General features: G+C 53.8%; 15 protein-coding genes. 1 reads left to right on the forward strand and 14 read right to left on the reverse strand.

Annotation, left to right across the window (positions count from 1 at the left end):
• Window positions 1-21: 21 nt before the first annotated feature.
• The 10 genes from EYB31_RS31625 to aroA form a co-directional block, all read right to left on the reverse strand.
• Window positions 22-1,239, reverse strand: coding sequence for a M20 family metallopeptidase (locus tag EYB31_RS31625; RefSeq protein WP_206105512.1), 1,218 nt, complete (start codon window positions 1,237-1,239; stop codon window positions 22-24).
• A 23-nt stretch (window positions 1,240-1,262) separates the two neighbouring features.
• Window positions 1,263-2,354: an alanine racemase gene (locus EYB31_RS31630; RefSeq protein ID WP_240763085.1), complete on the reverse strand. Its 1,092-nt coding sequence runs from the start codon at window positions 2,352-2,354 to the stop codon at window positions 1,263-1,265.
• A gap of 273 nt (window positions 2,355-2,627) precedes the next feature.
• Window positions 2,628-4,022 (reverse strand): FAD-dependent oxidoreductase, encoded by a 1,395-nt coding sequence (locus EYB31_RS31635; RefSeq protein WP_131017497.1) that lies wholly within the window; start codon window positions 4,020-4,022, stop codon window positions 2,628-2,630.
• A 14-nt stretch (window positions 4,023-4,036) separates the two neighbouring features.
• Window positions 4,037-5,431, reverse strand: coding sequence for an extracellular solute-binding protein (locus tag EYB31_RS31640; protein WP_131017498.1), 1,395 nt, complete (start codon window positions 5,429-5,431; stop codon window positions 4,037-4,039).
• 117 nt (window positions 5,432-5,548) lie between these two features.
• Window positions 5,549-6,394 (reverse strand): carbohydrate ABC transporter permease, encoded by an 846-nt coding sequence (locus EYB31_RS31645; protein WP_131017499.1) that lies wholly within the window; start codon window positions 6,392-6,394, stop codon window positions 5,549-5,551.
• 114 nt (window positions 6,395-6,508) lie between these two features.
• Window positions 6,509-7,399, reverse strand: coding sequence for a carbohydrate ABC transporter permease (locus EYB31_RS31650; RefSeq protein ID WP_131017500.1), 891 nt, complete (start codon window positions 7,397-7,399; stop codon window positions 6,509-6,511).
• 156 nt (window positions 7,400-7,555) lie between these two features.
• Window positions 7,556-9,007: a response regulator gene (locus EYB31_RS31655; protein ID WP_131017501.1), complete on the reverse strand. Its 1,452-nt coding sequence runs from the start codon at window positions 9,005-9,007 to the stop codon at window positions 7,556-7,558.
• The gene (locus tag EYB31_RS31660) at window positions 8,979-10,721 is read right to left on the reverse strand and encodes a sensor histidine kinase (RefSeq protein WP_165452716.1); all 1,743 of its coding nucleotides are present in this window, start codon (window positions 10,719-10,721) and stop codon (window positions 8,979-8,981) included. Before EYB31_RS31660 ends, EYB31_RS31655 begins: the two co-directional genes overlap by 29 nt.
• 405 nt (window positions 10,722-11,126) lie before the next feature.
• Complete coding sequence (locus EYB31_RS31665) at window positions 11,127-11,966, reverse strand: glycerophosphodiester phosphodiesterase (RefSeq protein WP_131017503.1); 840 nt, start codon at window positions 11,964-11,966, stop codon at window positions 11,127-11,129.
• Between the two features lie 205 nt (window positions 11,967-12,171).
• Window positions 12,172-13,548, reverse strand: coding sequence for a 3-phosphoshikimate 1-carboxyvinyltransferase (aroA, locus tag EYB31_RS31670; RefSeq protein ID WP_240763087.1), 1,377 nt, complete (start codon window positions 13,546-13,548; stop codon window positions 12,172-12,174).
• Window positions 13,549-13,652: 104 nt separating this feature from the next.
• On the opposite strand from aroA, the gene EYB31_RS31675 reads away from it, so the two are divergent.
• Window positions 13,653-14,543 carry a LysR family transcriptional regulator gene (locus tag EYB31_RS31675; RefSeq protein ID WP_131017504.1) on the forward strand — a complete coding sequence of 297 codons (891 nt, stop codon included), beginning with the start codon at window positions 13,653-13,655 and terminating at the stop codon, window positions 14,541-14,543.
• 100 nt (window positions 14,544-14,643) lie between these two features.
• Here EYB31_RS31675 and EYB31_RS31680 read toward each other — a convergent pair whose 3' ends face one another.
• From EYB31_RS31680 to EYB31_RS31695, 4 genes are all read right to left on the reverse strand, one after another.
• Complete coding sequence (locus tag EYB31_RS31680) at window positions 14,644-15,492, reverse strand: ABC transporter permease (RefSeq protein ID WP_131017505.1); 849 nt, start codon at window positions 15,490-15,492, stop codon at window positions 14,644-14,646.
• A gap of 1 nt (window position 15,493) precedes the next feature.
• A complete protein-coding gene (locus tag EYB31_RS31685; protein ID WP_131017506.1) occupies window positions 15,494-16,270 on the reverse strand; it encodes an ABC transporter ATP-binding protein in 777 nt (258 codons plus the stop codon).
• 4 nt (window positions 16,271-16,274) lie between these two features.
• Window positions 16,275-17,342: an ABC transporter substrate-binding protein gene (locus EYB31_RS31690; protein WP_131017507.1), complete on the reverse strand. Its 1,068-nt coding sequence runs from the start codon at window positions 17,340-17,342 to the stop codon at window positions 16,275-16,277.
• 343 nt (window positions 17,343-17,685) lie between these two features.
• Complete coding sequence (locus EYB31_RS31695) at window positions 17,686-20,187, reverse strand: tetratricopeptide repeat protein (RefSeq protein WP_131017508.1); 2,502 nt, start codon at window positions 20,185-20,187, stop codon at window positions 17,686-17,688.
• Window positions 20,188-20,272: the final 85 nt, after the last annotated feature.

The following is a 20,272-nucleotide window of genomic DNA, read 5'->3' on the forward strand; positions in this document are numbered from 1 at the left end:
TGCCGGCGCCCCTCCTTCCACTTACCACCGCGCCAATAATCCGGCGTAACACTTTACGGCATCCTCCACCTCGCTCCAGCGGACATATTCGTCCGGCGTATGAGCCTGCTCCAAATGCCCGGGCCCGCAGATCACGGTTGGAATCCCCAGCGTATTGGCGAAAAAGTGGGCTTCGCAAGTGGCACCAAACGCCTCAACTATCGGTAGGGCGCCGCTTGTTTCTTGAATTGCGTCACGTAATGTCTTTACAATATCATGATGCTCCTCGGTCAAACTTGCCGGCAGGAACAAATAGTTATCCAATCGATACCGGAACGTGCCGGAGTAAACCCGGGCCGCACGCTCGATGCTGTCCACAATCTGCTGCCTCACGTTTTCTTCGGTTTCGCCGGGCAGCAATCTGCGGTCGATTTCCACGACGCATGAATCCGGAATCATATTCGGAGCGCTGCCGCCGCTGATTTGGGTAACGCTGAGCGAAGCGCTGCCCAGCAATGGATGGCGTGTATGGCGAAGCTCGCCGTCCAGCGCCGACAGCTCGGGGATCAACCGCGCCATATGGACGATCGCGTTATCCGGATGATCGGCAAATGCCGCATGGGCCGACTGTCCCAGCGCCGTTAACCGGTACCGCGCAACGCCGCGATGCCCGATGCAAAGCTGCAAACCGGTCGGCTCCGCAATGAGCGCCCCGTCAGCCTGGACAGCGTCTTGAACAAACCGGAGCATGCCCGCATTTTCGCGTTCCTCGTCGGCATTAAACAATAAAATGAGTTCCCCGGCAAAAGGATTCCCCGCCCTATGAAACAATATGGCCGTATAAAGCAGGGCAGCGACGCCGCATTTCATGTCGGCCGCCCCTCTGGCGAACAAACGGCCGTCCCGCATCACCGGTTCGTACGGATCGGCGGTCCAGCCTTCTCCCGGCGGCACAACATCCAAATGGCCGTTAAACAGCAGCGCTCTACCCGGTTTAGCGCCTTTCAAGCGGGCGACCACATTGGGCCGACCGGGTGCTGCGTATTGCAGCTGCGCATCGATCCCCTCCTGCTGCAGCAGCTGCTGCACCTTACGTGCAGCCTCTTCTTCGCCATAGCGGGGATAGTCGCTGGGACAGCGAAGCAGCTGCTCCGCAATGGAGCGCAGTTCTGCCTCCCGATAAAAGCGAAATACTTGCCCCATCGCTGCTTCCGCGTTGCGGTTTTGCTGTTCCGAATACGGTTTCGAATGTTCCGTCATGGCACAACCTGCCTTTGTCCCGGTTAATAATTCCGGCCTCTCGCATCAATATGGATATGCTTCCAATACTGCCCTTGCTTCATCACCGCGATCTCGTCATTTAAGTTGGGAATGACGCAGCTGTGGTTCGGGATGATGTCCACCTGATCGCCTATCTGCAAAGTATATTGGCCGTGATCGTAGCGAATATACCCATGCTCTTCGTTTAATTTATACAGCTCGGCCGCCGGCAGATCGGGAAGAAACCCGTAGGCTTGACCTTTCACGGACAAGTCCGTAGTCAGCGTCTTGCTTCCCGCGTCGATCGTTGCATAACCGGGCAGCGGCGTGCTGACTACCGTGCTGCGGATGCGCAGCGCGCATTGCTCGGGTTTCATGACGCCAACGCCGACGGCGTTCATGTCGCCGAAAATATAGTTGCCCGCACGTGATTGCGTCATCCCCTTCAGCTCCTCGGGGTAAAAGGAAGCCGGTGTAGAGCCGCCCGATAAAACGGCGACCGGCAAGCCGTCATCCGCCAGCTGCCGCTGCGCGTCAAGCAGAAGCCGCGCTTCCATTCGCGCCATCTCGCGAATTTCGTCTCTCGACTTGGAACCGTAGATTTGTCCGACATAGGTAAACACACCAACGACGGAAATACCGGGAAGCCCGCGGACTTCGCGGGCGAACTGCACGACGTCGCTCCCGGGCTGCACGCCTCCCCTGTGGCTCCCTCCATCGATTTCGATGAGCGCTTCAATGGGACTCGCCAATTGTGCGCCGGCTTCGGAAAGCCCTCTCGCCACATGGAAACTGTCGATGACAGTGCGCACCTTTGCCCGCTCCGCGAGTTTTCCGAGCCGCCGCCATTTTTCCTCCCCGACTAAGGAGTATGCGATCAATATATCGGTAATCCCGGCGTCTGCCATCGCTTCGGCCTCCGACAACTTGGCCGCCGTAATGCCCTTAGCCCCGTGCGCAAGCTGCAGCCGGACCAGTTCCGCCGATTTGTGCGTTTTGCAGTGAGGCCAATGATCGATGCCCGCTTCGGCCAACCTCTGCGCCATTGCTTTCACATTTGCCTCAAGCTCCTCCCACCGGAGATAAACATAAGGCGTTGGCAGTTCCATGTGCATATGAGTAACTTCCTCCTTCGGCCGTTTTATCCGAGAAAATTTACCGGGTAAAGCTCCCGTCTCTAAAGGGAGGCCGCTGAAAAAGCAGCTTAAGTGAGCGAAATCATGCTGGAGAAGCGCCAGCGTTCGCTTTTGTCCCCGAATTTCCCCTGCCGCAAGTAGGTACATTCAAGTAATTCGGGGACAATTGGCGATCGTAAGCATGATTCGCTCATGCAGCGTTCACTTTTTTAGTGGCCGCCTCTAAAGACGGGCCTGCCCTTCATGCATTCATTATACATCACCGGCGACAATGGCGTTTTGTTCCCGTAAATTTTTTTGCAGCGAACTTACGCTGATTTCCCGCGTGCTTACCTTCTCCTGCGAAGCCATGGCAGCAGCCAAACCGGCCGCCTGGCCCATCGCCATGCAGTGGGATTGCACCCTGGAGGAGGCCATCGCTTCATGTGTTGCCGATATATTCCGGCCTGCGAGCAGGACGTTCTCCAACCCTTCCGGCAGAAGACTGCGGTAAGGAATATCGTACGCATCGTCAAGCTCCACCCAGACGTTGGTTTTGTCATGCGGGCTGTGAATATCGACCGGGAAGCAGCCTTTGGCGATGCCGTCGTCAAACTTGCGGCCGCGCAGCACGTCCTCCTGATCCAGCACATAATCGCCCATAATTCGGCGCGTTTCCCTGACTCCGACCCGCGATGCCGCCCCCGACAACGAAGCCTGCGAAAAACCGGGCAAATATTTCCGGGCAAAAGACACCAGCGATATAATCTGCTCACGCAGATCTATTTCCGCGCGGATCAAATCCTCGTTGCTGGTCGCGTCGATTTTGTTCAGCCGCGTCGCGTTAAACAGCATATCCCCTTTGCGGTAGTCGGAGAACAACGTGATCCGCTCACGTCCCAAATACAACTCGCCGCTTTGCTGCCCTTGGGAGATCAGCCGGTTGAAGCCGCTTAAGCAAACCATCCGGTCCGAGAAATAAGACGGCAGCCCGGCAGGCAAAATCGGATACGACACCCAGATGAACTCATCCTTATGCGTTTGCGTATATTCGATAAACGCGTCCATATCGATGTAGCTCATTTTAAACAACGCCGACACCGGCTGGGTTAAGCCGTCCGATTTGCGCCCCATTTCGTATTTGGCCCCGGCTGCAACGGCAATGTCGCCGTCTCCGGTGCAGTCGATAAACATATTGGCGGTAAGCCTTGACCGGGACGATTTGCTGCGCAGCGCCACGGAGGTTACTTTGCCGCCGGCCGCCTCCACTTCGTCCACATACGTGTTCAGCTTTAAGATACAGCCTGATTCCAGGACCAGTTTGTTCAGCACAAATTTCAAAATTTCCGCGTCAAATGGCGTAATGTGCCCACCCGTTCCTTTGGTTTCACCGGGGTTGTCGTACGGGCATTTCAACGTCCCTGTCGAACCTTCGTAATGCACCAATTCATCCACGACGTCTTGAAACACTCCGCGGATCACTTGAGTATCCTTATAATAGTTGGTCATCCAAGGGCCAACCATGCTGGCAGTACCCGCGCCCCCGAGAAAAGAGTTCGGTTCGACCAGCACCGTCTTCGCTCCTGCGCGCGCAGCCGCTATGGCCGCCGCCACTCCGGCGGGTCCGCCGCCGATTACCGCCACCTCAACATGCAAATCCGAGCTCATCTGTCATACCTCCGTTATTTGGATTTGGCCAACACTTCGTCGGACCTTTTTTTCATATTTTTCACAGCTTGATCCGAAGTCTGTTCTCCAATGAAGGCACGTTCACCTTCCTCTTCGACGATCTTCTGAATTTCCGGCATGCTCGTAAACTTCGTATCAACGATAAATTCCTTATCCAGCATCAGCGCCGATTTAAACGAAGCGACGTCAAACAGCTTTTCCGGATTGTCTCCAAGGATCAGCTTTACGACTTTCTCCGGATCCGCTTTTTTCCATGCAGGCACCCGCCCGCCTTCGATCATCGGTTCATTGCCTTCGGTTACGTACCATTTCACAAACTTCCAAGCCGCGTCTTTTACCTTCGAACGTGAATTGATCGAGACAAAATCCAAATAGCCGGTTCCCGCCGTCGTGTATTTGTCGTCTTTGTTCTGCTTGGGCACGGGAGCAAATGCGGTAACGAAGTCGTGCGGATAATCTTTCAAATTTTTAATATTGCGCAAAACTGCCGTCCCCTGCCAAAACATCGCCGCTTTCCCCGATAAAAACATCTGGTTGCCGTCCATTTTGGTCGCTTTCGCCTCCGCGAAATTAGGCTGTACCTTCAGCTTGTTCTGCAAATCGATCTGATCGTCGAGGTACTTTTTAAATGCCGGATTCTCGAAGTTGCTTTTCCCGTCGCTTGTATAAAATGCATCTTGGCCAACCGGCACTTTGACCGCTTTATCCATCCATTCGTATACTTTCGGGACGTTGCCGACCATCGACCCCCACACTTTGCCCGCGCCATCGCCTTTGCTTAATTTCTTGGCGTATTCCTTATATTCATCCCATGTCCAGTCTTTGGGAATCGGCAGCTGGGCGTCGTCCAGAAACTTTTTGTTGATCGTGATAAAATCGTTTAAGATGATCGCGGGAATGTAGTACGTTTTATTGTTTGGTTTGACGATCGACTGCTTGCCGAAATTTTCCTCGACGTTAAAATTGTCCTTTTTGATGTACTCATCAAGCGGCTCGGCCATGCCGGATTCGATCCGCTTCATCACCTTGTCCGCCCGGTAGCTGATAAACACATCCACTTCGCCGCTGGCCAGCAGCGCCGTTTCCAGCTTCGTATTGCCGGCCTCGTCGTTAACAAACCGCTTGTAGTTGACCTTGATGTTCGGATTGGCCTTGTTCCAGTTCTCAACCACTTTGGCCGGACCGGACTCTTCCGTAATGGCTCCCCAAAAGTTAATCGTGACCGGTTCCTCGGCTTTGGCTCCTCCACCCGCGGACGAAGCTGCCGGAGCAGCGGTTTTTCCGCTGTCCGTCTGAGCCTGCTGAGGCTGATTGCCGCCGGAACAACCGGCGAGCACACCGGTTAGCAGCGGTACCGTCAGCATCCAAGCGATTGATTTGTTTGTCATTTTTAAACACCCCTTCGTTTATATTGAGCAAGACAGCGGAATTATTTTCAAATGCGCGCATTCTACGGCGTTGTATGGAAGCAGTTGGAAAACCCCGCGCGGCCATCGGCAGGCACGTCAACCTTTTACACCGCTGGATATGACCCCTTCGATAAACCACCTTTGACATGCAAGGAACAACAACATGACCGGCAAAATCGAACTGACGGCCGCCGCCATCATCAGCGAATACTCCGTACCCGCCTCGTCGATGAAATTGGTTAAGCCAAGCGGGACGGTAAACAGCTCTTTTTTGTTCAAAAATACAAGCGGATTAACGAATTCGTTCCAATTCCAGGTGGAGCTGAGTATAACAAGCGACACCAGCGTTGGCTTCGACAATGGCACGAGAATCCGCGTCCAGATCCGAAAATGATTCGCTCCCTCCATCCGGGCCGCTTCCGATAACTCACCCGGCACCGTCAAATAAAATTGACGGAGCATAAAAATGCCGAAGGCCGTAAAAATACCCGGAAGTATAAGCGACAGATGGGTGTTGTAGATGCCCAGCCAATTAAACAGCATAAACCGGGGAATAAGCGTAATTTGATCGGGCACCATCATCGTCGCCAAAAAAACGATAAACACCGTGTCCCGTCCTTTAAACTGGATGCGCGAAAATCCGTAAGCTGCGGCGGAGCTGACAATCACCGTACCGATCACCGTAATGCCGGTTACTTTCAGCGAATTCCAGTAATAGATCCAGAAAGAACGGGGGCCCAGCCACACCTCTTCATAGTTGCTCCATTGAAACGATTTGGGTATCCACTCGACCGGGTAAGCAAACACTTCAATCGGCTTTTTGAACGAGGTGGAGAGCATCCATAAAAAAGGAAGTACCATAGTAATCGCAACCGTGAGCAAAACGACGGTTACGGTTAATTTCCAAGCGAGTGTCCGCACATTGGTTGAATGCGCTTCCATTTGTATCCCTCCTTTCTCTGGAGTTGTTTTCATTGGCGGTGGAGTGCCTTCCCTTTTCCGTAATTACCACAGCCATGAATACATATTCGCAAATTGTTTTCGCCCTGCAGGCTCCTAATAATTAACCCATCTTTTTTGCCCGCGCCACTGCACCGCGGTAACCAGCAGGATAAGCAGGAACAAAAACCATGCCATCGCCGAGGCGTAACCCATATCGTAAAAGCTGAAGCCGACCTGGTAAATGTAATAGGTCAGAACGCTTGTCGAAGAACCCGGCCCTCCTTGGGTCATAATAAATACGGCGCCAAACACTTGGAACGAATGAATCATGCAGGTGATCAGCACGAAAAAAGAGGTCGGCGACAGCAGCGGCAGCGTCACGTTGGCAAAACAGGCGACGGGCCCGGCGCCGTCGATTTTCGCCGCTTCGTATAAATCTTTGGGGATATTTTGCAATCCCGCCAAATAAATGACCATGTTGTAGCCGATATTGGACCAGATACTCATGATCATGATCGAAGGCAGCGCCCATGCGGAGCTTGCGAGCCATTTCGGGGGATCGGCGATGCCGATGCCGTGCAGGAAGGCGTTAATCGGGCCTTGGGACGGATTATACAATACACCCCAGACGATCGATATCGCCACAATGCTTGAAATGTACGGCATAAAAACCATCAGCCGGATCGGTTTTTTCAAAAACGAACCGCTGTTTAGTCCAATCGCCGTGAACAGCGACAACGCCATCGTCAAAGGAACCGTAACCGCCGTAAATACCGCATTGTTCCGCAAGCTGTCCGTAAACCAGCGGTCGCTCCACATTTTGGCGAAATTATCGAGGCCGACAAACCGGAAGCCGTCAAGCCCTTTCAAAAAGTTCCATTCCGTAAAGCTGATTACCAGCGAAAAAAGGATCGGCAGCACTGTAAGCAGCCCAAATCCCAGCACACTCGGAAGGATAAACAACCACCCGGAAAACGTTTCAATCTGCCGATGTTTTAAATTCAATCATGTCCCCCCTTTGTTACCTATGTTAAACAAAGCGGCGAATGAAAAAAATGCCCATTCCTTCGAATTGGGCACACATCGTTTGAAGTTACGGGAGGCTGCCGCGGAAAAATGCTCCGATTCTACGAAAACGCCGCAAATTCTTTGACAGCGCATTCAATTCCTTGTTTTGGCATATTGTTTGGGGGTTACGCCGGTAAATTTCTTGAATACTTTTGTAAAATACTTTGGACTCTCAAAGCCTACCTTTTCGCCGATCAGAGGCCAATCGTGCGTTTCTTCTTTCAGCAGCCGCTTGGCTTCGTCCACCCGTATTTCCTGAAGAAATTGAATAAACGGCTTGCCGGTCTCTTTGGCAAATACATTGCTGAAATAGTTCTCGCTTAAGTGCACCCACTGGGCGATTTCTTTCACCCGGATCGGCAGCATATAGTTCGCGCGTACATAATCGATCGCTTTTCGGATCTCCCTGCGGTGAGCGCTGCGCAGCACAAGCAGCATCGATTTCAGCATATCGTGCAGGCGAAGGCACCATTCGCGAATGTCCGGGTATGTCTGCAAGCGGCCCAATTCCTCAAAAGGAGACACCCCGGACAACGCCGTGTGCAGATTGCCGCCGCGATCCTTGACATATAAGTTTACGGTGGACACCCAGTAATAAATCTCGTCGCGGACGGCCGCCGGCGGGATTTGTTCGGTGAGCCGTTCCGGAAACAACTTTTGGAACGCCCGGTCGGCCGCGGCTTCCGTATCTGTGTCCAAAGCGGCGAAATAAGCGGTTATCGCCTCTTTTGGCATAAACGCCTGATTGGCGTTGCTCGCCGGGGCAAGCCGCGGCGTCGGTGAGGTCGACTGCGGAGTTTGTGACGGCAAGGCCATTTGCGGCATCTGTGGTGGCTGCCCCGGCGAGTCCGTCTGGGACGTCTGCGGTGGCTGTACCGAAGGGGCCGTCTGCAGCGGATGCAGCAGACGCGACATCTGCGATGTTGCCTGTACCGCCGAGGCCATTTGCGACGTCGACCGCGCCTGCGACATCTGCCCCAGCGAGTCTGTCCGGGATCTCTGTGTCTCCGCTTCGGCTTCCCGTTCCTCTAGTCCGTGCCCCGCCTCTGCCCCCTCCGATTGGGAAGGAACTCCGTTAAACGCGCTGCGCTGTGGCTCCTGATGATTCGCATCTTCCGCAACAAGCGGCTTCACTGCGGGCTTGGCTGCCGCGGCAGGAGGTTCCGCATCCAATGTGTCCGTCACGCTCAGAACAACCTGCAGCAGTTCATCCGGCGTCATCGACAGCTTCGGAATATAATCGACTACGCCGAGCCGGAGGGCCTCCCTGACAGTTTGAAAATCGTCAAGAACACTCAATATAAAAATTTTCGTTTCCGGCAGCTCGCTGCGAATGCAGCGTATCATCTCCAGACCGTCCATGTGCGGCATGCGGATATCCGTCAGCACGATGTGCGGTTTCGTGCTCCTAATGAGCTCCAAGGCGCTTTTGCCGTCCGGCGCTTCCCCCGCAATTTCGATTCCGTACCGTTCCCATTCGACGCTGGAGATAATGCCCTTCCTGACCAAAATTTCATCATCGATCACGACCAGACGCAAGCTCATGCAGATCCCTCCGGTATGGAAAATGTATGGAAATACTTGTATTTAAGTCACCTTCGCCTTGCTCGATTCGCAGACCGTACGTCGGCCCAAACATGATTTGAATGCGACGGTGCACATTTTTCAGCCCAATTCCGGAAAATAATCCGTCCCTGTCCATCCCGGATAAATGCCCCTCCAACTCCTTGATCCGCGCTTCGGTCAAGCCGACCCCGTTGTCGCTTACTTCAAGCACGATTTCATCCTGCACGATGCGCGTGCGAATGATCATTTTACCCCCATTGATAAAAAGGCCATGTTGGTACACGTTCTCCACCAACGGCTGCAGCGACAGCTTGGGCACATAAGCGTCCAACGTTTCGGGATCGACGTCCTCCGTAATCTCGATCGTATCGCCGAACCGGTATTTCTGGATCGTCATGAAATACCGCACATTGTCCAATTCCTCCCGAACCGTGATCGCCTCCTGCCCCCTATGTATGCTCATGTTCAACAAATGTCCCAAAGAAAGCAACATTTCGGTGATCGGCTTCGTACCGGCCATAATCGACATCCACTTGATCGTATTGATCGTATTGTGCAGAAAATGCGGATTGATTTGGGCTTGCAGCGCCTCCAGCTTGGCGTTTTCCTTGCTTCGCTCCAGCTCGATCTCCCGTTCGATGTAATGTCCGAGCCGCCTGACCATGCGGTTAAAGCTTTTGCCGAGCCATCCCACCTCATCGAGGGAACGGATATCGACCGCCACATCCAGATTGCCTTCCTCTACTTTTCGCATTGTGCCTTGCAGTTTTCGAATCGATGAAGTAAACATATTCGATTGTATAATCAGGATCGCGATAAAAATCGCCACACAAATGAGCAGCAGACTCACCGCGACATCCCGGATTTGCTGAATTGGTTTAAACACATCTTTGTGATGCACCGCTTGTACAACAAGCCAATCCGACAATGGAATAAAATCGGTAGCGACGTCCACCTGCTCGCCGTTCGCCTCCGCCGTATAGGAGCTTCGCCTCATCTGCATATCCCGTAAAATGGAAGGATAGACGCTGTTGACCCACTGGGGGTCCTCTGCCAAAATATGCCCGTCCGCATCCATCATAAATCCGAAATTGCGGTACGGTAAATTGGTAGCCCGCAAAATATCCGCATAATGGCTTACCGGTTCGCTGATAATGAGCGTACCGATATTTCTCGACGATGTCTTTTCCTTGATCACCATGGCGAGAGTCACCAGATTTTCGCTTTTATCGCTGACGTAATTGGGATGGTTAAGCGTCCAGGACATGTACCCGTTCAACTGCTGCGCTTTTCGGTAAAAATCGGCAGCCCGGATCCGCTCGTATGCCCCCTCCGATTGGAACCAGTTGGTGTACAAGTTGCCAAAATTATCCATGACCGTAATAAACACCGGGTCGGTAATGATCGCTGTGGAAATTTCCAGAACCTTCTTATCCACCTGATCCACGCTGTCGATCGTCTGCCGCTCCGTATTCGGAGGATGAATCAGCACGGCGTGTATGCGGTCATCCAATACGACGGAGTTGGAAGCATTCATCATCGCCCTCATCTCCCGTTCGATATTGATATTGACCTGATGCAGCCGGTCGGAAGCGGTGGCGAAGGTCTGCTTGCTGAGGACGCTTTCAAAAGCATTGTACGAATAAATACCGACGCCAAAAATCGGTATCAGGATCAGGATCAACGATGACACGATTAATTTTGTACGAAGGCTGAACGGCCTCAAGCGCATCTCCACCATTTCGTGTTAAGAGAGGTATTGTCCGAGGATTGCGAGGACTCTTCATTCTTTTTTGAAAAGTATAGCTTGTTTTACGGTGAACGTACAAGATGAATATGCGCAGCATGGGCACAATAGCTAAAACAGCCAAGAAGTTTCTTGTTCCTTTCCCGCTTTGTACCAGCTCCCCTCTAATCGGGCAAAGAAACTGTTGTCTTTGCCGGAGCAGCAGGTTTCCCTTGCTGGTAACGTGAATCCGCGATATGTCGACGTGGACAACCGAGCACAGGGCGAAGAACAAAAAGACCAGGGCAGCGGCCCTGATCGGATAGCTTGATTTTGATTAATGTTCATTAGCCGAACTGCTTCTGAGGGAGGTTAATCACGGGCTCCCCGCTCTTTTAACACTTCGATCAGCTGCTCGGGATAATTCGTAATCACGCTGTTGACGCCCAAATCAAGCATCTGGTGCATACGGGCTTTATCGTTGACGGTCCAGGCGTACACTTCCTTATGGTGTGCCGCGGCCGACTGCATAAAAGCTTTATCGATAAGCGGGTAAGCGGCGCTGAGCACGTCGTAATCTCCGCTTTCAAACAGCTGCTCGGGATTTTTTCGCGGTTTCTCGCCGACGATCAGTCCGGTTTTGATCGCCCGGTTGATCGCTTTGACTTGCCGGATCAGATTCACGTCAAACGAGGTGATCGTACAATCCTTGACGAATCCGGCATCCTCAATCAGCTTCACCGTTTTTTCGGCCAACCGTTGTTGATGTCCGTTGTTTTTCAGCTCGATGTTCAGCCTTGTTTTGCCTTTTACCGCAGCGATCGTTTCCTCGAGGGTCGGGACTCTTTCATCTTGAAAAGCCGCTCCGTACCAGGCGCCCGCGCTTGCTTTCTTCAGCTCGCCGGACTCAATATCCCACATATTTTTGTTGATACCCGTCGTTCTGCGCACATTGTCGTCATGCATAACCATGACAACGCCGTCTGCGGTTTCCTGTACATCCAGTTCGGAATAACCCGCTCCCGTCTCGGCGGCTTTACGGAACGCGCTGAGCGTATTTTCCGGCGCGGAACCTGAGCTTCCGCGGTGGGCCGTCACTACATATTTATCGATGGCGCTTGACGCCATGATGGGAGACATCGCCGTATTTGGAGCGATTGCCGTAAATCCGGCGGTGAACAACACAGCGAATACAACTACTTTTTTTATCATGCGTCTTCGTCTCCCGAACTGCCTAATATATGTGGATCTCCCTTTATTATCGTTGAAAACGCATTCCATTAAAAGTGGCTTTTTGCTGGTAATTTAAGGGATCACGGAAGTCACATTTTGGTTTTCATCAAAAAGCCGAAGCTGCATGCCGTCCCATTGGGCGGATTGTGAATCTGCCGGAAAAACTTACGTCCGGTTCGGCTTATTACGACCTCCAAAAGACCGGCACGCCAAGCGTTTGCAGCCTGTCGAAATAGTCCGGGCACGTCTTGGATACGCAGCCCGGATTGGCGATGCGGATGCCGCCGGCTTTCACGCCGATCAGGGATAACGCCATCGCCATCCGATGGTCGTCATGCGGGTCCAGCAGCACCGGCCGGGGCATGCCCGGATGTACGGTGAGCCCATCGGGATGCTCGTCGGCTTGGATGCCCAGTTTGCGAAGCTCCCGGCATATCGCGGCAATCCGGTCGCATTCGTGATGCCGGATGTGAGCGGCGTCGGTCATAGTAATCGGCGCGTCGGCAAAAACCGCCAGCGCGGCCAACGTCAGCGTCTGGTCGGACCATCGCTTCATGCTGACGGTGAAGCCGCCTTTAAGCCGGGCCGGGCCGGACATCCCGATAAAATCGCCGCCGCGGGTCACGCTGCAGCCCATTTTCTCCAGAACATCAAGCAGCTCGATGTCCGGCTGGCGTGTTTGCGCGTTGATCCCGCGAACCCGAACTCGCCCGTTCGTCTGGGCCGCCAGCGCCCAAAAGTAACCGCACGTCGACACATCCGGCTCTAACCGCAGCGAACGCGCTTGATATTCCCCGGGTTCGATGACAAAGGATTGGCCATCGCCGCTAATATACGGTTCTACTCCAAACGCCCGCATCATATCAAGAGTCATTTCGACATAATCCCGCTGCACGACCTGCCCGTCGATGCGAAGCGTCAGCGGCCGTTTGGCGTAAGGCGCAGCGATTAGCAGCCCGCTAATATATTGGCTTGATACGGAGCCCGGCAGCGCCGTTTCTCCCCCGGCGAGTCCGTCCGCTTCGAGCCGCAGCGGCAAGCAGCCTTCCGCGGACTCGTAATGAATTCGCGCGCCTAAGCCCGCCAGGGCATTCAGCAGCGGGGCAAGCGGCCGTTCGCTCATGCGGCGGCTTCCGGTCAGCCTCCATGATCCTTGAGCGGCTGCCAGCGCAGCGGGCAAGAAACGCGCTACCGTACCGGCCGCCCCGACATAGAGTTCTCCGGCTGCAACCGGCCATCTGCCTTTCTCCCCGATGACGGTAGCTTTATCTCCTTCGACCATCGCTTGAACGCCCAGCTTGCGCAAGCTTTCCAGGCACCAATACGAATCGTCGCTGCGCAAAATGCCTGTCAGCTCGGACACGCCATCCGCCAGCGCGGCAATGATCAGCGCACGGTTGGTTAAGCTTTTGCTGCCGGGTACAGTCAGTTCTCCGCACACCGGCCCGGTTGCCGGCGACACGATAACCTCCCGCTTGCCGTGGTATCCCGACCAAGGGGATCTTGCCTGCATATCCGCTTCATATACAAACTCCTGTGACGATTCCTGCGTCATTTTCATCCATCCTCCCATATTGTTTTCACCTTGTAAGTTTGATTATAATGAGAAGCAAGAAATAGATGAAATCACAATATCCAAACTCTGTCATAGAGAGGTTTTATATCATGATCAATCTGGAATGGTACCGCATCTTCTGGCATACGGCCAAAGCGGGAAACTTGACGAAAGCGGCGCAAGAGCTGTACATTACGCAGCCCTCGGTCAGTTATGCGATTAAGCAGCTGGAGGAATCGTTTGGCTTAAAGCTGTTTCACAGGTTGTCCAAAGGCGTCGAGCTGACCGAAGAAGGCAAAGCGCTGCTTGACTATGTGGAAAGCTCGCTGGCGCTGCTGCAATCCGCGGAAAGCAAGCTGCTCGCCTTGAAGCGGCTGGAAGCGGGCGAGCTGCGCGTAGGTGCGAGCGATTCGCTGTTTAAGCATCTGCTGCTGCCGTATCTCGACGATTTTCGCGCCTGTTACCCCAATGTCCGCATCTGCCTGTCCCACGGCAAAACGGCGGACATCGCCCGCCGGCTTAAGGACGGCCAGATCGACTGCGGCATCGTACATCTGCCTTTGAGCGACGCACAGCTCGACGTCCGCCCTTTGCGTACGATCGAGGATGTTTTTGTCGCGGGAGCCTCATACCGCGATCGGGCCAGCTGTGAGCTGACAGCCGAGGAGCTTGCCGCGCTGCCGCTGCTGATGTTATCAGCGGGGAGCAGCACACGTCAGTATGTGGAGATGTGGTTCGCCGCCCAGGGCATCTCCGCCTCAGCCGACATCGAGCTGGGCAGCGTCGATCTGCTGGTGGAGCTCGCGCTGCGCGGTTTCGGCGTGGCCTTCGTCACGCGCTCGTTCGTCCGGCAGGAATTGGAAGCCGGGCTGCTCGTCGAGCTGCGGCCCGTGAAGCCGCTCCCGCCCCGCACTATCGGCATCGCCGTACGCCGCGATGTGTCGCTGCCGCTGCCGGTGGAGCGTTTTATCGCGATGCTCAGCGGCGGCAATGACAAATAAAAGGCCGGCTCAGACGAGAAAAAGGAGCCTCTCAAGCGCAAAAAAACGCCCGCCGTCGGATTTAACCGAACGGCGGGCGTTCACTGCTACATTACGCGGCTTATTTCCAAGGCAGCAGCTTGCGCTCCAGCCATTGCAGCGCACGGTTGAACAGCAGGCCAAGGATAGAAAGGATCAACACGCCGACCATCAGCTTCGAGGTGATCATCAGGTTCCCGTAATGCAGGATCATGGAACCTAAGCCTTGCTGGGAAGCGATCATTTCCGCGGAAACAAGCAGCAGCAGCGAGGTGCCCGCGGCGAGCTTCAATCCGGCGAAAATCATCGGCAGCGAACCCGGCAAGATGACCTTGCGAATGACGTTAAAGCGGCTTGAACCAAAGGTGACCGCCGCTTTGATCCAGATCGGATCGACGTTTTTCACACCGGAGAAGGTGTTGATAACGACCGGGAAAAATACCCCCAGCGCAATCATCGTAAACTTCGGCGTTTCCCCGATGCCCAGCCACAAAATAATAAGCGGCAGCAGCGCGATCTTCGGAATCGGGTAGATCGAATAGACGATTGGCGTAAACACCGCGTCTACCCAACGAGAGAATCCCAAGATCAGGCCAAACACGATGCCGCAAACGGCGCCGATTGCGTACCCGATCGCGATCCGGTACAAGCTCGCCAAAATATTGGCGTGCAATTCCCCGCTGGTAAGCATGTCCCAGCCGTCCATAATGATGGCCGACGGAGCGGGCAAAAACAGCGGCGGAATCAGGCCTGCCCGGCAAACGATTTCCCACAGCACAAGAATCACGACAATGCCCAGCGCCGAAGCGTACCCGGGTATTTTTTGATCCAAAAAAGACACGCGGTTGCGGATCGTATGGCGTTCTTGATGCCCTTGCGCCGCGGAACGGACAGCCGGATCAGCCGTGTTATGATTTGATGGTTGACTCATGCTATCCCTCCTTCAGCGCTTCCTGGGCGTCATGCCGGATCAGCTGCCAGATTTGATCGGCATACCGCTCGAAAGCGGCCCGGTGTTCATCTTGATCCCTGCCCGTCTTTGGCAGATCGATCTTGATGATTTCTTTAATTTGGCCCGGATGCCGGGACAACACGATAACCCGGTCGGCCAAATATACGGCTTCCTGAATGTTGTGCGTCACATACAACGTGCTCAGACGAGTGCGGTTCCAGATGGCGAGCAGTTCCTCCTGCATCAAGGTGCGCGTCTGCGCGTCAAGCGCGGAGAACGGTTCGTCCATCAGCAGCAGATCGGGTTCCACGGCCAGCGCTCTGGCGATACCGGCCCGCTGGCGCATGCCGCCCGACAGCTGTTTCGGAAAAGCCGTCTCGAAACCCGACAAACCCACCATCTCGATGTAATGTTTGCCTTTCTCCTGCTGCTCCTTTTTGCTGGCACCCTGCTCTTCCAGTCCAAAAATGACGTTCTCATAAACAGTACGCCACGGAAACAAAGCGATTTCCTGAAACACGATGCCAAGCCGGGGAGGTTTGCCCGAAGACAAACCTTCGAAATACACCTCGCCGCCGGTCGGGGACATCAATCCCCCGACAATATTGAGCAGCGTCGATTTCCCGCAGCCGCTTGGACCTACCAAGACGACAAATTCCTGATTTTCGATCGCGAAATTAATGTTGCGCAAGGCGGTTACTTCATGTTTTTTCGCGTCGATAAAACGCTTCTCCACGTTATCTACGACGATTCTCATGGCGTTATTTCCCCGATTGGGCAATCGCTTGATCCAGCAGCTCCGTGTTCACGATTGTCTTCGTATCGATAGTTTTCTCGATCAGCTTTTCTTTGGCGTACCAATCCACTTGGGTTTTGATATCTTCGGCAAGCAGCTTGCCGTCGCGGTCCATGTAAGGAAGACCTTGTTTTACGGTTTCTTCCGGTTGGCCCGTGTATTTGGCGATAATTTTGACAACCTCGTCGAAGTTGGCTCCCGGTACGAGCTTGCCGTCTTTTTTCACCAAAACGGCATCGTAGTAGTAACGCGTCGACTTCACGTATGCTTTCAAGAAACGGACAGCCGTATCTTTATTGCCTGCCAGCTTCGGCGAGAAGAACAGCCCGGACGTTTGGTAATCCATCTCGTCGCCCACTTGCGCAACAACCTTGCCGTAACCTTCCTTCACCACTGCCGTGATGTTTGGTTCGTTCAGCATGACGGCGTCGACTTGCTTGCTCTTCAGCGATTCCATCAATCCGCTAATGCTGTTCAGCGGAACCAATTCAATATCTTTCAGCGTCAGCCCGTGTTTTTCGAGCATTCTGCCGATCATGTAATGGTAAGTGGAGCCTGTTTGCGTAATGCCGACTTTCTTGCCTTTCAACTCTTCGATTGCTTTGATCGGTGAATCTTTGTGTACAAGCAGCGCTGTCGAGGAGTATCCCTTCTGTTCTCTGCCTTTGTCGGCGACGATAAGCAGCTTCTGCCCGCCGGCAACCATGTTGTACAAGCTTGCGGTAATGCCTGTTGCGCCCACATCCACACTGCCGCCGGCTGTAGCAACAGCGATCGGCTGCGCCGCGTCAAACCATTTGGCTTTGGCGTCGATGTTTTCTTCCTTAAAGAAGCCTTTTTCGATCCCGATAAATAGTGGCGCAGAGCTTGCCAGCTTGAGCATGCCGACATCCACCGATACCGCTTCCGTTTTAGCAGGAGCCGGAGCCGCCGCATTTCCCGGAGCCGGAGCGGGTTCCTTTTTGCCGCAGCCCGCAAGTGCGGTAGAAATGCATAATACCGCGGTTAAAGCCAATAACGTACCTTTTTTCATGCTGATGTTACCCTCCCGATAGTCTGGTTGTTAATTCAAACTTAAACATATTCGACATAATTCAACTTTTTCCTTCCTATGGTTAAAAAAATGCACCTATTATCCCTAAGAATATGTATATCCGGTGACAGCTTTCATCAATAATTTTAGTAATAATTTCCTTTATAAGAAAAGTTATAGTTATAGCATCCGGTAACCTGTATGAAACTATGCATAAACACCAACAGTTTCCCGATCCTATATAAGGCACGAACGAGCAAAAAGAACCTCCCGCGCCGTAATGAAGGCGTGAAAGGTTCTTCTGTATATTGGCGCACTACAACTTGCAAATAACGCCTCCTAGTTAATTATTGTATATTTTCCAAGTCCACTCCCCGGCAGGCACAAACTTCGTCTTGACCCTCTCCAGCATCACGCGCGGCAGCTTCGTATCGAGAGGGGCCGGAGTTTCGTTTGACGATACCTGCATCCGGGAAGCCGCGCTCCCGATATACATATAACTCAGCACCTTGCCCTCATCGGCAGTCAGAAGCACGTAAGTCCAGTCCCCATCTTCCATGGTGCCGTGATACGGCTCTGCGCGATGTTCGCGAACCCAGCGCTGCACGGATTCGGGCAATCGGCCGTCGTCCGGATCCAGCCGCTCGGACCGGACCCCGTAGCCGTCGACGTAACGCCAATACGCGGGGTGCTCCTGGGTTTGTTCTTTTTCCGCCAGCTCCTTCAGCAGTTTCTGCGCTTCGCCCGCTTTGTCGCCATCGGCGTAATCGGAGACGACCTGTTCCAAGTACCGTTTATCCTGGGTATGATAATAAATCAGCATAAGTGCGTCATCCGCCAGCTCGGAACCGGGATCGCGTTCAATCAGCTCATTGGCATACTGTGCGACATATTCGTTCAGCTTGACTCCCGACATATAAAAAGATACTTCTTCGCTAAAATACGACAGCTTGCTGTAGCTTAAAGCTATCGAAAACAACGTCTTGGCCGCCGTTTGCTTGCTCGCTTGCGCGAGATCGATTTGCTTAAACTGTTCGATGGCCTGCGCCAGATGGTTAAACCGCCCGATATACCGGTCAAGCGGCTCGTAATAGTCCATCTCCTTGATGTGACCAAACCAGAAAAATCCTTGCCGTGTTTCCCGCCACAAATGGTTGTAATAAAGCAGCGGCTCACGGTATATGGCGGCAGCCAGCGCGTATCGCTTGTCGGCTTGCTCCGATCCAGCGGCCCGATCGACCGCCTCAGCCAGTACGGCGATCCGCTCCGTCAGCTTCTGCTGCTCTTTCACTTTTTCCCAGAACGGATAAGCGGCTTCCGGTTCTATGTATTCCGCCGTATCTTCCCGACTGTACGCATACGCTTGTTCAAAAAGATCGTTCCCGTCATATGTATCGATAAAAGCTTGCAGCTTATTGGCCGCTTCCCGGTATTGTCCGGCTCTCATCGTTTCGACCGCTCCGGAATACTCCACCCACGGTTTGAGCCAGGATGGCAGTACCTGCGTATCAACGGCGGCCAGCGATTCCGGAGACATCTCCACATCCAGCGTAAACAGCAGCATACCCCGGGCATCGTAACCAAGGTCGCGATCACCGAGCTGCGCCGCTTGGTTTAACCAATACAACGCTTGCTCGCCGCGGCCCGACAGCTGGTAACAGCGGGCCAGACGGTATGCCGCGTCGTCCGCTGCAGGGTGCTGCGGATATTTCTCTATAAATTCCTGCCACGGCTTGATCGCTTGTTCGGGATTGGCAAAATCGAGCCCTTCCGAACTGTACCAGTCATCGGCTAATCCGTAGAAATAAGGCTTGCCGCGAATCGCTTCATATTGCCGGATGCCTGCCGCCAATTCTCCGTCCGGATACATGTCTGCCAGCACCTTCTCGACCCTGCCGTTTAGGGGAACGAGGTAACCCTTCGCCAACCCGCTGCGATACAGCCTTTCCGCCGCTGCGCGGTCCCCGTGCCGCAGCACAAGCTGCTGGTCGATTTCCTGCTCGATCGAAGTTTGTCCTGCTTCAGCCGAAACCGCAATGCCGCTCAGCCACTGTCGGATGTCCGGCGAATACTGCGGACCGTTGGCGATAGAGCCGACAACCGCTTTCTTTTGCTGCTGCGAAAGCTTGCCTGCGTCATAACTTTGCCTCAGGATATCCCCGTACTGCTGATTGGTCCAACGGTTTGCATCCAAAAAGTCGATGATACCTTCCTGCTGCGGCTTGCCTGCATAACGATCCAGCCATTCGCTTAACTGCTCGCCGCTCAGCCATTCCTTAGCCTGCAAAAGCTGCAGCAGCACTTGCATTCCTTTGCGATCGGCGGCTTCGAGCCGTTCCAGCGTGATCGTCCTGTTCTGCTCGGTCAGCAAGCTCCCGAACAGCCGGGTATACGGCGCCATATCGTACAATTCGACGGGGAACGCATAAGTCCAATCCAGCAGCGGTTGAAACAGCCTGGAATCGTTCCACGGCAGCACCGCTTCCGCCCAGAACCGCCAATCGGGCAGCACCGTAGCATTTTTCCAGGAGGAAGAAGGCCCCGGCGCCGGCTGCAACGACAGCTGTTTGATAGCGTAAGGCATTAGCTGCTCCTTAGCGGCGGCCAGCTCGTTCAGCGAAGCGGCCGGTATGGTGCCTTCCTTTTTGTACTCAGCCATCGCGTCCTTAAGTGTTCTCTGCAGCGCATCGGACATACCGGCATACGCGCCGGATACTTCGCCTGCGGCACTCGCAGGCTGTTCGTAGACGGCTGCTCCGGAAATCACAAGCAGCGCCGCGGCAGTTACTGCAAACCAACGTGCCGATACTTTCATCGTCTTCACCTTTTCTTTTTCGTTCATCATCGTCCTATATGTAAGACGCGGCAGGAAGGGTAAACGTTTCTGTTTTTTTCGCAAAAAAAAGACTTCCTTCGTATCGTTTCACTGT

Origin of the sequence: Paenibacillus thalictri, from assembly GCF_004307995.1 — a bacterium.
GTDB lineage: Bacteria > Bacillota > Bacilli > Paenibacillales > NBRC-103111 > Paenibacillus_AF > Paenibacillus_AF thalictri.

Bases quoted from the DNA above. Each gene is read 5' to 3' on its own strand.
- EYB31_RS31675 (WP_131017504.1), top strand. From the start codon at position 13,653: ATGATCAATCTGGAATGGTACCGCATCTTCTGGCATACGGCCAAAGCG.
- EYB31_RS31665 (WP_131017503.1), bottom strand. From the start codon at position 11,966: ATGATAAAAAAAGTAGTTGTATTCGCTGTGTTGTTCACCGCCGGATTT.
- EYB31_RS31680 (WP_131017505.1), bottom strand. From the start codon at position 15,492: ATGAGTCAACCATCAAATCATAACACGGCTGATCCGGCTGTCCGTTCC.
- EYB31_RS31655 (WP_131017501.1), bottom strand. From the start codon at position 9,007: ATGAGCTTGCGTCTGGTCGTGATCGATGATGAAATTTTGGTCAGGAAG.
- aroA (WP_240763087.1), bottom strand. From the start codon at position 13,548: ATGAAAATGACGCAGGAATCGTCACAGGAGTTTGTATATGAAGCGGAT.
- EYB31_RS31690 (WP_131017507.1), bottom strand. From the start codon at position 17,342: ATGAAAAAAGGTACGTTATTGGCTTTAACCGCGGTATTATGCATTTCT.
- EYB31_RS31695 (WP_131017508.1), bottom strand. From the start codon at position 20,187: ATGATGAACGAAAAAGAAAAGGTGAAGACGATGAAAGTATCGGCACGT.
- EYB31_RS31630 (WP_240763085.1), bottom strand. From the start codon at position 2,354: ATGCACATGGAACTGCCAACGCCTTATGTTTATCTCCGGTGGGAGGAG.
- EYB31_RS31640 (WP_131017498.1), bottom strand. From the start codon at position 5,431: ATGACAAACAAATCAATCGCTTGGATGCTGACGGTACCGCTGCTAACC.
- EYB31_RS31645 (WP_131017499.1), bottom strand. From the start codon at position 6,394: ATGGAAGCGCATTCAACCAATGTGCGGACACTCGCTTGGAAATTAACC.
- EYB31_RS31685 (WP_131017506.1), bottom strand. From the start codon at position 16,270: ATGAGAATCGTCGTAGATAACGTGGAGAAGCGTTTTATCGACGCGAAA.
- EYB31_RS31635 (WP_131017497.1), bottom strand. From the start codon at position 4,022: ATGAGCTCGGATTTGCATGTTGAGGTGGCGGTAATCGGCGGCGGACCC.
- EYB31_RS31625 (WP_206105512.1), bottom strand. From the start codon at position 1,239: ATGACGGAACATTCGAAACCGTATTCGGAACAGCAAAACCGCAACGCG.